We start from the raw sequence: 15,280 nt of genomic DNA on the forward strand, positions 1-15,280 counted from the left end.
ACGGGGTGCGGTACAAAGAACCGAAGTCAGGCAGAGCGCGAACAGTGGCACTTTCAGCCAGCACCGTTGCAGAGCTGAAAGCGCATCGAGCCCGGCAAGCCGAGGAACAACTGCGGCTTGGACTGCGGCCGGACGGTGACAGCTTCGTAATTGCCCAAGTCGACGGCTCGCCATTGCAGCCAAGGTCGCTTACGCATGAGTGGGTGCGCGTCTTGGGAAGACCGCCCTGCCTCGCATCCGCTTTCACGACCTTCGGCACACCCACGCCACGCAGATGCTATCGGCCGGCGTTCATCCAAAGGTCGCCAGCGAACGCCTTGGGCACTCGACTATCGGAATCACGCTCGACCTTTATTCGCATGTTATGCCCGGCATGCAGGCCGACGCTGCCGAGCAAGTTGACGCTGCGCTCCAGGCCGCTATAAGCAGCGAGCGAAAAGCCAAATAGTTGCAAAGCGCGTAGCAAAGGGCATTTTCAGACCCGTTGCTTGTTGGAGATAGCGCAATGAAAACAACTACTTGGAGGGATGGCCGAGCGGTTTAAGGCACCGGTCTTGAAAACCGGCGTGGGTGCAAGCCCACCGTGGGTTCGAATCCCACTCCCTCCGCCAGATATTAAGCTATGTGTCTGATTTAAGTTACCTTTTCCATTTTTTATCAAGGCTAGTTCCTAACTCCGTTCCTAACGTCCACAAAAGATGAAGGCCCAAATCAACGCCGCTAACAACCGTGCTTGGCCTTTGATGGTCCGCATTGTCGCAATTTGCGCTGCACCGCCACTGATCATTCGGCCCTCTGAATGACCCGCCTGTCTTTTGCGGGAGAGCTTGAAAGCGCCGCCGACCGCATCGCAGCTATGTCGTGGGGCGGATCTGCAGATCATCCTGCGCCGCGCCGCATTGATGCTCAGAAACGTTGCCGGCGTGCCGCTGGAGCCCGCGACGGAGGACGCTCTAAACTCCATCGCGGCCGAAATGAAAATTGGCCGGTCGGACCTCATTCAGATCGTGCCGCACGAGTGGCTGGAAACCAACGCCTATCTGCCAGTCCGAACGATCGATGAGGAAAGCGAGACGGCAGCGCGTAGGCTGGGACGCGACCTCTATGCAGAAGACCCGCCGCTACATTTGCGAAGCGACGGGCCTCCGCCCCATTTCCCCCATACCTGACCAAGCAACTGCCGTGCCAGACTTATTGACCCATTGCGGGGCACCTTATGGCTTCTGCGCAGCGGAATTACCGACACGTACTTCGTTCGCATGTTTCGATTGCATTAGCTTTAACTCACGTATTCACCAGCCACGTGAGCACGCCCCCCGAAGGCTCGCTGGTCAGGCCCAGCGGCCTCCCCCCGCAACCAAAGCCGCTGGGCCGCCCCCGCTCCGCTAGTCTAGACTAGAGCTTCCCTTTGAACCGATCTCCATCCATGGGGCTGGGCAGCTACATCATAGGCGAACGAATCCTATAAGCGGTAGATGATCGGAGGCGACCCGCGAAAGCGGCGTGTCATGGGCTTCGACGGTTGAGATCATTCCGTGTCGATTTGCCATGATCCGGTCGAGCGACAGCAGCGGCAGACTCGATGGAAAGGTGGGGACCGCCGGCGGCGCGGGACCGAAAGTCGTGTGCAGCGTGTTCAGCGCGGAACGGTTTCCGAGTCGCCATTCGTTCAAATCGCCGAGCAGCAGTGTTGGTTTTTCGTCCGGTCTGTTCATGATTTCGAGCACGACACGGGCCTGTTCGGAGCGCGATCGGCGCAGCAAGCCGAGATGGGCTGCGATAATGCGCAGAGTTCGTTTCTCGTCCAGATCGATTTCGGCAACCAGGGCTCCGCGCGGCTCCAGCCCCGGGAGCTTTATCTGATGGACATTGCGAACGATGCCCCGTTTGAAAAGCAGAACGTTGCCGTGCCAGCCGTGCCCTTTGCCGTTTCCGGACACCGGCACCGGCACCAGGCCTGTTTCCAATTCGAGACGCAGCAGATCCAGAAGGCCGGCACGATCTCCAAAGCGATTGTCCGCTTCCTGCAACGCAATGACATCCGGGGCGATTTCCCGGATGACGCGACCGATTCGTTCGGGATCGAACTTTCTGTCGACGCCCACGCATTTGTGAACGTTGTAAGATGCGACCAGAGTCCCCGCGGGGCGTGTCCCTTCGGACGGCGCAGCCTTCGCCTTCTGCTTTTTTCTGTCGCGAATGGATTTGAGCACACTTGCAGGAAAGCTATGTCCAGTTCTTTGCATGAGTCTGCTGCTCGTCCTCACTACCTTCAAGACTTAGCTTTGTCTCACTCAAATAGGATCTGCAATCGCTGCTTCCCTGCCCTGACGAGATGCGGCGCTTAAAAGGAGCGATGGCTGCGTCACCCGAATTCCCCCCGGCAGAACGAGAAAGCCTCTAAAGGTAGGGCGATCCCAGCCACAACACTCGGTCAAACAGGCGGACGATAAATGGCCGGGCTCTCAAGGTTTCGATCGTTACAGACGCGGCGGAGGCGATTGCCGATCCGATCCGCGCTTCAATCTCCGCGGCAAAGCCTGCATCAAGAACCTCTATATCAATCTCAAAATTCAGCCGCAGGGACCGGGCATCAAGATTGGAGGATCCTATATAAGCCCAAACTCCATCGACCGACAGCAGCTTCGAATGATCGAACGAGCCCTCCGTGCGCCATACGCGGCAATAGTGCTTCAGGACCTGATCGAATTGCGCCGTCATCGCCCGGTCGACGAGGAAGAGATTGTTCACCGCCGGTACCACGATGTCGATCTCGACGCCTCGCCTGGCCGCGGTCGTCAGCGCGCTGATCAGTTCCCGATCCGGCAGGAAATAGGGCGACATGATGCGGATCGATTTGCGGGCGACGGAAAATGCCCCGATCAGCAAGTTGTGGTTCGTTTCGATGCTGGCATCCGGCCCGGATGCAACCGCCCGCGCCAGCATCGGTTGACCGGGAGCTGCGGGAAGCGTGGCCACTTGCCAGGTGTCGCCTTTCAGGAGCTCGCCGCTCACGAAGCGCCAATCTTCGGCGGCAACCGAAAAAAGGTCGGCTACGACCGGCCCGGTGACCTGAAAATGCGTGTCCCTCGCGCTGGAGGAACCGGCGAACTCGGCTGAGAATCCCTTTCGGATGTTCATCCCTCCGGTGAACGCAATCGTGCCATCGACGACCAGGATCTTCCGGTGTGTTCTGAGGTTGGCGTAGGGAAGACGCAGGCCCATGACAATGTTGCCGTTGAAGAGGTCTGCTGTGATTCCTGCCTCTCGCAGACGCCCAAGAATGCTGGGGACGGAGTAACGCGCCCCGACGGCATCGATCAGCACGCGAACGCTGACACCCCGCTGGACGGCTCCGGCGAGAGATTCCACGAAAAGCCGCCCGACATCGTCATTGTCGAAGATGTAGGTCTCGAGAAGGATAGCGCGTTGAGCGCCATCAATCGCTCGGCACATTGCGGCATAGGCCTCGTCACCTGTCTCCAATATCGCAATCGCGTTTGCCGAGGTCAGGGCACGCCGGGCCACCCTGTCGCCCAATGTCTTCAGGCCGGTGAAGCGTTGGCCGTACCGCTCGGCAATCAATTCCTCGGCGGCAATGTTGCGCTCATGTTTTGCGGAAGCCGCCTCGCTGGAAAGGGGCCGCATGGCGCTGATCGTTGCACGACGGATGCGGTTTATGCCGGCAACGGCGTAGATGATCGCGCCAAGGAATGGCGACAGGAACATCACGCCAACCCAACCTGTGGCGGCGCGGACGTCTTCCTTCGTCATTATGGCGTGGACAATGCCGATGGCCGCCATCACCAGCGGAATGATCGCGAGGATCTGGGGCCAATGAGTCATTAAGGTCTGCAACATCGCCAGGACTATCCAGCGAGCGGTTGCAGAACGCAATGCAGCTCATGCCCGGCGTTGATTAGCACCTCTTGACCAAGTTTTGGCCGCAGTCACCCAATTCGTAATGCAGAGCACCGCAAGCCTCCAGACCACGGTAACAAAACTGGACAGAGCCGCTGCCTGGTTCGATGGAACGGCCCCCGTCACTGGAGACCAGGAGCCACAGCGGGCACTACAGGCCTAACTTCTCCCGGAGTGCATCAATGCGTTTAGAGGCTTCCGCCTTGCTGAGGCCGTCAGCATAGGCGTCAGGGTCGTCGGCCTGTTCGGCCAAAGTTTTCAAATAGGAGGCTTGTGCGGGGGTCATGGGGTCATCTCCGCTGATCCAATCTTCCGGGTCCTTTTCGACATTTGCCGGTGCCTCGATTTTTGGGTTGTGCCGGTCGCCCATGATCAATCTCCCTTGATGATCACCACAATGAGAATGATCATGATTTGTTCCGCCAGATTGGTATGCGTGTCGCGTCCGCCCGCCCAAGCCGGTTACGCGCAAGCGGAGCGAATCTCTTCTTGGCTATTTCATAGCGTTGACACCTATGGTTGTAATCTTGCACGATCCTCAAATCGGTGACGACGCCCCGTGAGCAGCAATCAGGGCCATTGGAGCAGTACCTGGCTCATAAACGACCCCCAACTCGGGAGTCGGCTTCTTCGAATTATTTGGCCTTCAGCCATGTGTTCGACAGTCCGCTCCTGTAGCGGCTGTCGGCGCGCTTCGAGATAATTCCATTGAGCCCGATCTTCTCGACGGTGCGGAAGAGCGCCAGCGCACTGCCCTCGAAGTGCTCACTGTATTGGATCTTGCCGAGGCCAGGCTCAACCAGTTGCCATAGCGCCTGCTTGCGCTGCAGCAGCGGCAAGGAGCCTAGATCGCGGCCGTCGAGATGGAGGATATCGAAAGTGACGAACACCAGCCGGCTCGGCTCGTTCCAGATCGCGGCTTCCAGCGCAGGGCAATCGGAAGCGCCCTGCTCGCCGGGAACAATGACCTCGCCGTCGAGAATGGCAGTCCGGCATCGCAGATCGACGGCTAGTGCGATGGGCCAGTATTTCGTGGTCCAGTCACGGCCGTTCTTGCTGTAAAGACGCACGCCGCCATTATCGATGATGATCTGGGTTCGATAGCCGTCGAGATTGGCCTCGTGGACCCAGCCCTCATCTTCAGGCGGCCGCTCGACCCGAGTCGGGATCTGCGGCGGAAGAAACTCCAGCCGGCCGCCATCGACCTTGGCACGCTTACTCAATGACGCCACCTTTGACCGCGCAGCGGCGGCTAATCGGCACAGGCAGCACGACATCACCCCAACAGGATGCCTGCCACCTGTGCCGAGCCCCCCGCCAAGCCATTGCAAGCATCTACGCACGAGGCCGATCTGTCGTTAGCTTTGCATCCTAATACTTATCCTGGCGTACATATCTTGCTCGGCGCGGCGCTCTTGCACCGTTCCCGACCGGCTTATTGCTGTCCGGGATTGCCGCCAGCCTACGCAGCCCTTGGCTAGAGCGGTTCGTCATTTCACGGAACCGCAGAACCGCTCTATCTCTTTATTTTTTGACTGCAATTCCGGACGGAAAACCGTTCGCACTTTTCCTGGAATTGCTCCGATTGCGGACTACCTTGGTCAGTCCATCAAAAGCACCACAGCGGGATGCAGCTTCTTCAGATTCGGCAATGATTTCGACTGCCAGGGTATGTCGGGCGTTCCACGCACGACGAGTCGAACATCGGGATGCTTGCGCACCTCAATGGTAAATTTCGCCAGCAGGTTGATGCCGGAAGAGTTGAGAAAGTGAAGGTCCTTCAGATTGAGCGTAATGGAAGCGGGATTCGAGGCAAGAACACGGGTCGCCAACGCCGTGATAGGCGCACCGTCGTCGGAACTGGCAAGCCGCATTGCACCGTCGAAGAAAATTTCGCTTCCTTCAGTCCACACGCGGTAATCGTCTGTCTTGATTTCCATAGCCTGGCTTCGTTTTATTTAGTTGTGAATTTGCGAGATCGGAATGGAGGCATATGTCTCCACGCAAATCCGATCGCTTTCGTCTGCGGCGCTGAATATCCAAGCCAGGCGTGCGCCGTAGTCGCTCATCAACGTCAGCAATCCAAGTCCGGAGCCTCCTACGCCGGCGTTGGCGGCATTGGCTTCAATTCGCTGTATCAGCAGGTCCATGGGGTCGCCAACCGTGATGTCCGCCAGGAGACTTTGGAACTCAGACGCATCTTCACCATCGACTTCATTCGACACTTTGAGCTTGAAGCACTCCGAATCCATCGACGCCTCGATCACGATCTCACCCGGTGCGCGAAACTTGACGGCATTTTCGATGAGTTCGTTGACCAGATATCCGATGCTGTGCCGCACTTCCATGTAGTCATTGCGGGACGACCGGAAGCGCAACGCGAAAAGATCGGCGATGAAGTCCGAGGTGGTGGCACAATGACGCCAACTCAAGTCGAGAGGTCCGTCGAACAGCCGCACGCGACTGACGCTCTCCTTCATCCCGATCGCAATATCAGGGGTACCGAACAGCGTTGTCATTGCTATGTGTGCCTTATGATCACGAGGGTGATGTCATCGTGGATCTTCTGGATCCCGATATGGGCCATCAGATCGTCGATGATCCCAGTCTTGATGTCCTCGGCGCTGCTGCCGTGACGTCTTTGTACGCTCTGGCTGAGGCGCTCGAACCCGAACAACTTTCTTTCGTGGTTTTCCGCCTCGGTCACACCGTCGGTGTGCAGCACGATCACGTCGCCGCTTCCGAACAGGATGTCACGCGTGGCAATGAACTTCGAGATGTCATTCTCCAGGCCAACCGGCAGACCCAGATCAATCGTATCGATACGTTCGACTTCCCCATCCGCACGCACGACAAGAACGTCCTCATGCTGGCCGGATAGCGTTACCCGCTCATCTTCGAAGTCAAGAAAGGCCAGCGAGAGATGCTTGTCGGTGTTCGTCCGCTCGATGTTCTTGTAGATCGCTCTGTTCAGCCGATCCAGAAACTGGTGCGGATTCGCTTCGTCGGTCTCCTGCAGCGCGCGTGCAACGGATTGGACCATCAGCATCAGCACGCCGCTCTCAAGACCATGACCGGTCACGTCGCCGATGCCGATCTTGACCCGTGATCCGTTCTGCAGGACGTCATAGTAGTCGCCGCCAACCTCGTCAGCCGGACGCATGTAGGCTGCGATCTCCAGCCCAGGAATCGCTTCGAGTTCGAATTGTTTCGGCAGGACCATCATCTGGATCTGCCTGGCAACCGCGAGCTCGGCACCGAGGCGGACGTTCTCGTCTCGCAGCTTTTCGTTGAGTGCCGAAATCTCCTGGTTGGCGTCCCCGAGCTCCCTGGTTCGTTCGTCGACGAGCTGCTCGAGGTTTTCCGTGTGAAAGCTGATCTGCTCAGCCATCCGGTTGAAAGCGACCCCCACCGCTCCAACCTCGTCGCGCGTCGGAATGCTTACCCGGACTGAATAGTCTTTCGCCTGCAACCGCTTGGCGGCCCCGGCAAGCGCACTGAGGCCTGCAGTGATCCGCTTTGAAATTCCGAAGACAGCCGCAAAGACGATCAGGAGCGAAACGATAACTGCGATGACCTGGGTTATCAGGATCCGGTTGGTTGCGCTGGAAATGCTCTGCTGCGCTGCAAGGAGGGAAGCATAAATTTCCTGTTCGGGGACGACGAAGCCAAGCAGCAGGGTTTCGGCCGTGATGGACCCAGTACTATTCCAGAGATTGACTGGGTTTAGTCGGCGAAGTGCGACGATGTACGGTTGGGCTTTACCGTTTTCCTCAATCGAAATATGCTTAATGACTGTCTTGTCGTCGGCGGGAAGTTCGAGCGCTGCGACGGTCGCGTGCGTGCTCTTTTTGAGCGAGCGATCGAGGCCGGTAACGCCTTGACCTGCCGCACCACTTGCGATCTTGAGCCCGAGCATTTTCTCGCCTTCAGGCTTGATCGCGAGCACATTGCCGTTCGACATGGTGAGAAAACCGAAGCCCGTATCGGCGACCTTCACGCTTTCGACGATGTCAGCGAGTTGATCGAGCGTAACGTCGGCAGCGACCATGCCGGCGACATTACTGCGGTCTTTCGTCCAGAGTGGGTGGAAGAAGCTCACTATGAGCTTGCCGGTAATCGCGTCGATGTAAGGAGCAGTCGCAGTGATGTCATCGCCCTTTACGGGGCGCGAATCGGGCTCCCTGATCCAGCCTTCCCAGCCTTCATAGACGCCAGGAAAGAAGAAATCCCAGAAATTCGCTTTATCGTGGCCTGGATAAAGCTTGTCGAAGGTCTGCGCCTGATCGGAATAAGGAATCGTGCGCATGATCGGCCCTGCCTTCGGCCCTACGTAGTAGACCTGCAGCTTCTTGGCGCCAGTTGACATCTGGCTTGTGCCAAAAATATCGAAGATCGCACTCTCCTGAATGTCGCGGAGAATTTCGGGCTTCGGTTGGTGATCAGCGGAGAGGAGATATCCCCAGACACTCATGACCGAAGGTGACCCTTGCCGGGTCTGTACCCAGTTTCCCGTGGCGTCATATGCAAGCGGCGCATTAAAATAGGGGTTCTTCGCCAACGCCTTGCCGATCGCATCTTTTGCTTCCGGATAATCTATTAATCTCTGCATGGAGGCTGCAAGTGCGGTCACCTCGGAGTGCATGCGGCCGAACAGGAGATCGGCGCGCAGCGCCGTCGTCTCGATATAGTTCTGGAGGTATTCCTGGCTTGCCTTGGTGAGGCCGCTCTCGATCTGGTGCGTCGCGTCCCGGGAAAGCCGGTTCACATTCCACAGCGCGACGCCGCCGCCGACGAGGAGGTCGAACAGCACCGCCCCACCCACAACGATCAAGAATTTAGCGCGGAAGCTGTTAAGCCGGAGGACAGGCCAGGGTCTGGGCGGTGTTGCATCCAAATCGGTCATAGCGGCTTGCGTCCCGATGCAACCCAGATCGGCCAGCCGGCATAGCCCTTGGAGTGGAGCGCAGCGAAGATGTGGTCCTGGAAGCCCTGTCGGAACCGCCTGATAAACGCCGGTGTGTCACCTCGCTTGGTAGCCATCTCGCCTGCATAAACATTCTCCCATGCCGCTATGACGTCCGCGAAGTCCTGTGGATCGCCGTCGTGGTTGGTGACCATGAAGGACTCGACCCGAATGTCTTCGAGCCCCGCTTCGGTCAGGTAGCGTTTGCTCTTCGGGCCGAGCTCAATATCCATCTGGAAGTGCGCCCACAGCTTGGCGACCTCGTTATAGGTCCACTGGATGCTGTCGGCGCGTGGTTCGCCCAGGCAGTGCGAATTTTTTTCATTGGTGATGTAGACACGTCCGCCCGGCTTGCAGATGCGAAACAGTTCCCTGAGGATCAGTTCGGGCTTGTTGAACACCTGCAGCGAATGGCGGCACGTGACGAGGTCGAACTGATTTTCCTCGAGCAGCATTTCTGATGCATCGCCATAAGTGTACTCGATGCCCTTGATATCGAACTCCGCAGCCACGTTTCGCGCATAGGCGAGACTCGACCTGGAGTGGTCGAGGGCGACGATCCGCGATGGCTGGAACTCCTTCTGCACGAGCACGGCGAAATCACCTATGCCGCAACAGATGTCGGCCATCACGATCCCGGGCCTCATGCCGTGTCGGGGCAAGATTGCGCGCTCGTGGCGCCAGGTCATCTTTGTTTGTGTGCGCAGGATCGGCACGAACCCGCCTTCCTCAAGGAAGCCCTGCCCCGGATAGAATTCGCTGTCATACTCCTCGACCGTGATGTTCGGTTCGATTCCGCTCAAGCGACCGAACTTTCGTGACGTCCATCCGACGACGCTTGACGTGATGACGATGAATTTGAGATCGGGTCGAGCCCGACAAGCGTCGAGAATGATCCTCGAAAAGGCGTGAAACGCAGCGTTGTTCATCTGAGTCAGACGTCTGACATTGACGTAGAGAACGCCGCGCACACGGCCGATCGCATCGCGAAGCAATGCTATGCTGGGTCCAAGTTCATCGATTGCCTGAGGCCGGACCACCCCCGATATGGAGAACTCCTGATTGTTGGCGTCGTATTGCGCCTTGAAACGCGGGAGAAGGTCGTAAGGGTTCAATTTTGCAAGCCCTCGAGCGGGAGATCCACGACAAGCTTGATCGCATCACCGTCGGCTTCCTCGACCCTGAGTGTCGCGTTGTAGTCGATGGCCAGTTCCAAAAGAACCACCTCCCGGCTCGGGGCGAGATCCCCGGATACCGAATTGAGATATCGCTCCCGGACCTCGGATCCTGCGACCAGCGACACGGCTTGTTCGTAGAATTGACGCTCCTCTGGCACGCAAGGGAATGTCAACTCGATCCTGTCCGTCGCGCCATGGCGAGACACCCTGCATGCCAATTCGCCGTCGGCATGGCGCGTACGAAAGGCGACTTCCAGCAATTCGTTAAAGGCGGAAGAAAAGAGATTTGAATGCCGAACCGAGTCTGACCTGTTTCGGCTGATCATCCGGGCCATGTATGTCGAGACATAGTCGCAATGGTTCCAGGCGGAGACGAAAGCTTTGATTTCCATGTCGATCTGGATCATCGGTTCAAAAGTCGGCTCGCCAGCCAGGTGATGATGAACAGTTCCCATCGGCATCCTCACTTTTCCATCGTATTGAGCCCTCGCGGGGTGATGACCTCCGCGACAAAAAATGTCACCGCGTCCTGATGGGTCAGTCTCGCACCGACTCGAAAAATTGCGCGGTATCTGCCTTGATCGTTCTACAAATCTCCACTTCATCGTTAACAAAGGGTGCAAGGCGCTAGAGCGCCCGATTTGATTCCTCCATCGTCCGTACCACCCTCAGCGGGGACCGCCTGATGAAATCGCTAATCGCCTCGGCTCCAAGCGGCTTTCCCAGGAAGTTGCCTTGCAGGCAATCGCAATTCTCCTTGATCAGCCACCGTGCCTGTGCCGACGTCTCGACCCCCTCGGCAGTGACATTTATCCCCAGGCCGTGCGCCAGGTTCATGATCGATCGCACGATCGTTTGGCTTTTGAGATCGGTCTCCAGGTCCGCAATAAAGTACCGATCTATCTTCAAAGTATCGAAGGGAAAGTTTTTAAGGTAGCTTAACGATGAATAGTATGTTCCAAAATCGTCGAGCGAAATTCGTATTCCCAAAACGTTCAGAGTGTTCAACGTGTCGATATTGTCGATCGTCTTTTCAAGCAGGACCGTCTCGGTTATTTCAAGTTCAAGTCTGTCGGCTTCGATTCCAACTGCATCGATGATCTGAGCGACCGTGTCCGTCAGCGAACCGCTAAGGAACTGAGCTGGCGACAGGTTCACTGCGACTGTCAGCGAGGAAGGCCACGTCAATGCCTGGCGACAGGCTTCCTCGAGCACCCATCGCCCAATCTCGTCCATCAGACCGTCGGCTTCGGCGATCGGTATGAACACGTTGGGTGGAATGGTTCCGACCTCGGGGTGCCGCCACCGCAGCAGCGCTTCGAAACCGATCACCGACGCGGGAGGCCGAATGAGCGGCTGATATTCCAGATAAAGTTCGCCGCGCTCCAGCGCGGTTCGAAGGCTGCGTCTCAGATTCTCGCGTTGCTCGAGCAAGAGCAGCATCGAACGGTTGAATGTTCGAGCGCAACCGCGTCCATCTGTCTTGGCCGCGTAAAGGGCAATATCAGCGGCTTTCATCAACTGTTCGCCATCGGTCCCGTGCTCCGGCCCGAAAGCAATTCCGATGCTCGAGCCTACGAAGACGGGAATGCCGTTGATGACGAACGGGTTCTTGAACGCGTCGACCAGCGATCCGGCGAGGCGCTCAGCCTCTGCTGGCTGCTCCTTTCCCAATTGGATGACAGCGAACTCATCGCCGGCATACCGGTATGCGGATTCGCCGTCCTGCAGCGCGTCGCGGATACGGCCCGCCGCGAGTTGAAGAAGAGTGTCGCCTGCTCCATGGCCGAGCGTGTCGTTGACCGCTTTGAAATCGTCAAGGTCGATTTGCAGAAGGGCTGCTTTCGGCTTTGATCCGCCGAGGGCGGCCATTGCCTGCTGCAGCCGCTCGCCGAATCGCCGCCGATTCTGCAGTCCGGTCAGCACGTCGTGCGTCGCCTGATGGAGCAGAATTACATGCTCTTGCTCCTCCACGACGCTTCGCCCATCGCGCCCCCTTGATTCGATGATTCCCACACCATTCGCAGTGGCGAAAACGAAAGCGGACCGTGGCGCTTCACCCGGTGATCGCGGCAAATCAATGCTTGCCGGTGAGCCGCCGTGGAACACACGAAGAAATTCGTCACGATACCTCGCATCGAGGAAGCTCGGGTAGATCTCCCAAACGGCGGCACCCGGCACCACCGCGCCTCCGTACACGCCTTTGAGTTTGGCTGCGTAGTGCGTCAGACAGAAGTCGCGATCATAGAACGACAAAAATTCGGTCGTGTACGCCAAAAGGTCAGCGAGCAGCGCTTCGCCGGGACGTGGTGCATCGCTTGAGGCAGGCCCCTCGCTCTCCGTGCCGACCCCTGATGCCTCCGGGTGCAATAGCCACCTCCATGGGCAGTGAGAATCCACGTCCCCCAGCCCAGAAATAGCATAACTGTCAAGCTTGGCAAACATACAACTCACAGTCTCAACAAGTGTCTCATGCTGCGTAGTTGCAATGTATGCTCCGCTGTGATTGGCAGCGACATCGATGAACAGTTGGTTGATAAATCGGGAATTGGCTATAATTGATGGCGCGGTGGACGCGACACGAAATATTCTGGTCCATGAGGCGGCTGATCTTCCCCGCCCTGTTTTAAGCCCGCCCCACTTCAACCATCCCCGATCCTGTACTCAGCTTCCGAGCGCTTTGAGCCAATGTTCAAAGGAAGAGGCCTCCTCGTGTCCGGCATGCGAAACAGAGTGGGCGGGGCGCGGCAACACCACGGAACTTCGGACTTCGCGGGGGCTGTAACCGAATTCCTTGCTAAATGCTCGGCTGAAATTAGCCGCTGAACTAAAGCCGACGGCTTCGGCAATATTAACAATGCGCCGGCTGTCCGCCGGATCGCTAAGCGCAACATGGGCTGCCAGAAGTCGGCGACTTTGTATGTAGTGGAGAACACCACCGCTCGGTTCGAACAACTGATAAAGACGAGAGCGCGAGACGCCGAGCGCCCGGCACATTGAATCCGGCGTCAGATGAGCCGCATCCAGATTGTTGTGGACGTATCGACGGGCTCGCTCCATCAGCGCGACACTCACCAATTGTTCGGTGGCCGCGGCATGTTCTGTCGGTGGCGAGAGGCAGGCAATGATCATGCTGCGTGTTGCGTGCACGATGCGGGGCAGATCGTCAGCCGTGAGACTGCGCAGTCTTGCTTCGATGCTGTTGAGGTAGTCGAGCAAAAGGTTGGCAAAGTTGCCGGACAGAATTGAATTATTCTTTGCGTCCAGGGTTGCCGCCGCATCGGCGAACAAATCACGCGGCAAATAGAGAAAGAGACTTTGGGATTCCGTTGCCCTCCCGCGAAACGGGTAGCCAAGCGATCTAATCTCCAATTTGCCCGGCTGGTTTTCCGCTACGCGGCGATCGACCTCCGTCCACGACCGGCCAGTATGCGGCAAAGCGATATACCAGTGATCGATCGAGCTGGACCGAAGCTTCGCAGCAGAACGCATATAACTATGTGCCGGTGCGCGCTGTTGAACGATCAGCATGCCGCCGAGGTTCCAAGCCGTGTGGTCGGCGGGAAAGCCATCGTCGAGCGATTTGTCATCCGGCAACTTGATCTCGACAAGCGGAGCCATATGCGCCTGCCAGGCGACAAATTGATCCTCTGGCGCCAGTTCGAGCGTCGAAAAGGGCAAAGGTTCGAGCGCCGGCGCAAGTGACGGGGCAGCCTCATTGTAAGGTTGAGCTTCGCGCGGCCAACGACGTCGATCGCGCCCAAGCGCCTGCCTCGCAAGCGCCTTGTCCTGCCTCTTAGCGTCCATCGCGTAGTGCCGTATCCGATTCCGGTATGCCCATCTCCACCTCAATCATGTGGTGTATCACAGGCATCTGGCAAGACTAGCGGAACGCGAGTCCACAGGAGCGCCATCACGCTGGGTTACAGCAAGAAATGCATTCCGAGATAAGTTTCTGGATGCGACGATAACGACACTCTTCAACCTGGCGCGTATAGAGTCTTGCACGGTGAAAGCGTAATTGAGGAGACAACGAAATGAACGCAAAGCTCAAAGCAGAAGCTCGTCGCAAGATAATTCTTGATGGATATTTTAATAACGAACCTTTGAAAGATATAGCAGCCAAGGTCGGATGCTCACTGGCGAGTTTGAAAGTCACTGCCAGTAAACTCGGTTGCACTCGAACTCCGAGAGAGGCGGCGGAATTTCGGCGAGGATTTCATGTCCCAGAACAAAAACTGCGAGATTACCGACAACTTATGATTGCTGGACAGTATAGAGCTCGCGAGTGCGCGCTGATTTTGGGACTATTGAAAGACCAATTATCAGTCAGCGAGTAAACTTATTCCAATACACGCCTCAGCGGTTCATCGGCAAAAAAAGGCCCGCCGCAAACACGGGCAACGGGCACTGAAAGGTTCGCACAGATGCTGCGTCGGCGTTTCAATCGCACCTGCCTCAGCCCTCATGATCTGGCTATTTGCGAACGCGTGTTCGATCAGGTTTGCGCAGATGAACACATTGACTCTTCAAGCCGGGATGCCGAGGCCTTAGCGGTGGCGATTGTCGCAATCTTCCGAAACATTACTACCAAGGAGCGCGAACTGCTGGATGAAGTTAGGTCTCTTCGTCTTTCAAAGGGCGCAGAGAAGGCGCACTAGCTTGGCGGCGTTCCGAGGCGTCCCGCGTTGGCACAGCCGGATTGGCATCTGCATTGCCCCATTGAGTCCCGCCAGAGTGTAGCCACAGCGCTTGCGAAGGAGATGGAAATGGGTTTAGCCCAAGACTTGTCTGATGTTGCGCTCACATTCGATTGTCCGGATTGCTTGCATCCGGCGGTAAGGAAGGGCTCTGCGCTAAGAACGATCGCGCACTTCAGATGCGACGGGTGCAACGCCAAGGTACGGATCACCTATCCGCAGAAGCTAGCGATCTTCGAAAAGTACAGGCTATTAGCCGCCCAAGGGGCATTGCGATAAGACGATCCGGAAACGCGTCGCCAATGGCGGTCACGTGGACCAGTTGCAAGAGGTCGATGCCCTCGTGGGCCCCGCTAAAGAAATGGCCGACCAGCAACTGGCCGGGTTAGAAAAGCCCGGCAGATAAGAACGATGGCTCTGTGCAAGACGGTGATGATGCAAAGGACTGAGCGTCATCGACCGCCTCCTCACATTCCGCGATCACGGAATTACTCGAATCGCCAAGTTTGGTACTA

General features: G+C 57.3%; 15 protein-coding genes and 1 tRNA gene. 5 read left to right on the forward strand and 11 right to left on the reverse strand.

Annotated features, from left to right (window positions below):
- Positions 1-274 precede the first annotated feature (274 nt).
- The 3 genes from AC0L3I_RS19720 (at position 275) to AC0L3I_RS19730 (ending at position 1,169) form a co-directional block, all read left to right on the forward strand.
- Positions 275-448: a hypothetical protein gene (locus AC0L3I_RS19720; protein WP_473527949.1), complete on the forward strand. Its 174-nt coding sequence runs from the start codon at positions 275-277 to the stop codon at positions 446-448.
- Between the two features lie 73 nt (positions 449-521).
- Positions 522-611, forward strand: a tRNA-Ser gene (locus tag AC0L3I_RS19725).
- Between the two features lie 216 nt (positions 612-827).
- A complete protein-coding gene (locus tag AC0L3I_RS19730) occupies positions 828-1,169 on the forward strand; it encodes a hypothetical protein (protein WP_473527950.1) in 342 nt (113 codons plus the stop codon).
- Between the two features lie 276 nt (positions 1,170-1,445).
- On the opposite strand, the gene AC0L3I_RS19735 is transcribed toward AC0L3I_RS19730, so the two are convergent.
- From AC0L3I_RS19735 to AC0L3I_RS19785, 11 genes are all read right to left on the reverse strand, one after another.
- The gene (locus AC0L3I_RS19735; RefSeq protein WP_473527951.1) at positions 1,446-2,246 is read right to left on the reverse strand and encodes an endonuclease/exonuclease/phosphatase family protein; all 801 of its coding nucleotides are present in this window, start codon (positions 2,244-2,246) and stop codon (positions 1,446-1,448) included.
- A 154-nt stretch (positions 2,247-2,400) separates the two neighbouring features.
- Complete coding sequence (locus tag AC0L3I_RS19740; RefSeq protein ID WP_473527952.1) at positions 2,401-3,861, reverse strand: phospholipase D-like domain-containing protein; 1,461 nt, start codon at positions 3,859-3,861, stop codon at positions 2,401-2,403.
- Between the two features lie 211 nt (positions 3,862-4,072).
- The gene (locus AC0L3I_RS19745) at positions 4,073-4,291 is read right to left on the reverse strand and encodes a DUF3072 domain-containing protein (RefSeq protein WP_091591041.1); all 219 of its coding nucleotides are present in this window, start codon (positions 4,289-4,291) and stop codon (positions 4,073-4,075) included.
- Between the two features lie 265 nt (positions 4,292-4,556).
- Positions 4,557-5,153: an ATP-dependent DNA ligase gene (locus tag AC0L3I_RS19750; RefSeq protein ID WP_473527953.1), complete on the reverse strand. Its 597-nt coding sequence runs from the start codon at positions 5,151-5,153 to the stop codon at positions 4,557-4,559.
- 369 nt (positions 5,154-5,522) lie between these two features.
- Entirely contained in the window at positions 5,523-5,861 is a 339-nt protein-coding gene (locus AC0L3I_RS19755; RefSeq protein WP_473487320.1) for a slr1659 superfamily regulator, read from the reverse strand.
- A gap of 18 nt (positions 5,862-5,879) precedes the next feature.
- Positions 5,880-6,440 carry a slr1658 superfamily regulator gene (locus tag AC0L3I_RS19760; protein ID WP_473487321.1) on the reverse strand — a complete coding sequence of 187 codons (561 nt, stop codon included), beginning with the start codon at positions 6,438-6,440 and terminating at the stop codon, positions 5,880-5,882.
- Positions 6,441-6,442: 2 nt separating this feature from the next.
- Entirely contained in the window at positions 6,443-8,827 is a 2,385-nt protein-coding gene (locus tag AC0L3I_RS19765; RefSeq protein WP_473487322.1) for a SpoIIE family protein phosphatase, read from the reverse strand.
- The gene (locus tag AC0L3I_RS19770; RefSeq protein ID WP_077383357.1) at positions 8,824-10,002 is read right to left on the reverse strand and encodes a class I SAM-dependent methyltransferase; all 1,179 of its coding nucleotides are present in this window, start codon (positions 10,000-10,002) and stop codon (positions 8,824-8,826) included. The genes AC0L3I_RS19765 and AC0L3I_RS19770 overlap by 4 nt, the downstream gene beginning before the upstream one ends.
- The gene (locus AC0L3I_RS19775; protein WP_473527994.1) at positions 9,999-10,520 is read right to left on the reverse strand and encodes a ubiquinone biosynthesis methyltransferase UbiE; all 522 of its coding nucleotides are present in this window, start codon (positions 10,518-10,520) and stop codon (positions 9,999-10,001) included. The genes AC0L3I_RS19770 and AC0L3I_RS19775 overlap by 4 nt, the downstream gene beginning before the upstream one ends.
- Positions 10,521-10,692: 172 nt before the next feature.
- Positions 10,693-12,435 (reverse strand): putative bifunctional diguanylate cyclase/phosphodiesterase, encoded by a 1,743-nt coding sequence (locus AC0L3I_RS19780; RefSeq protein ID WP_473527954.1) that lies wholly within the window; start codon positions 12,433-12,435, stop codon positions 10,693-10,695.
- A gap of 294 nt (positions 12,436-12,729) precedes the next feature.
- Entirely contained in the window at positions 12,730-13,872 is a 1,143-nt protein-coding gene (locus tag AC0L3I_RS19785; RefSeq protein ID WP_473527955.1) for a helix-turn-helix domain-containing protein, read from the reverse strand.
- A 230-nt stretch (positions 13,873-14,102) separates the two neighbouring features.
- Here AC0L3I_RS19785 and AC0L3I_RS19790 point away from each other — a divergent pair, with 230 nt between their 5' ends.
- On the forward strand, positions 14,103-14,405 hold the full coding sequence (locus AC0L3I_RS19790; protein WP_473527956.1) for a hypothetical protein: 303 nt from the start codon (positions 14,103-14,105) through the stop codon (positions 14,403-14,405).
- A gap of 87 nt (positions 14,406-14,492) precedes the next feature.
- Positions 14,493-14,726 (forward strand): hypothetical protein, encoded by a 234-nt coding sequence (locus AC0L3I_RS19795; RefSeq protein ID WP_258117200.1) that lies wholly within the window; start codon positions 14,493-14,495, stop codon positions 14,724-14,726.
- Positions 14,727-15,280: the final 554 nt, after the last annotated feature.

It is taken from the genome of Mesorhizobium sp. WSM4840, assembly GCF_055811755.1.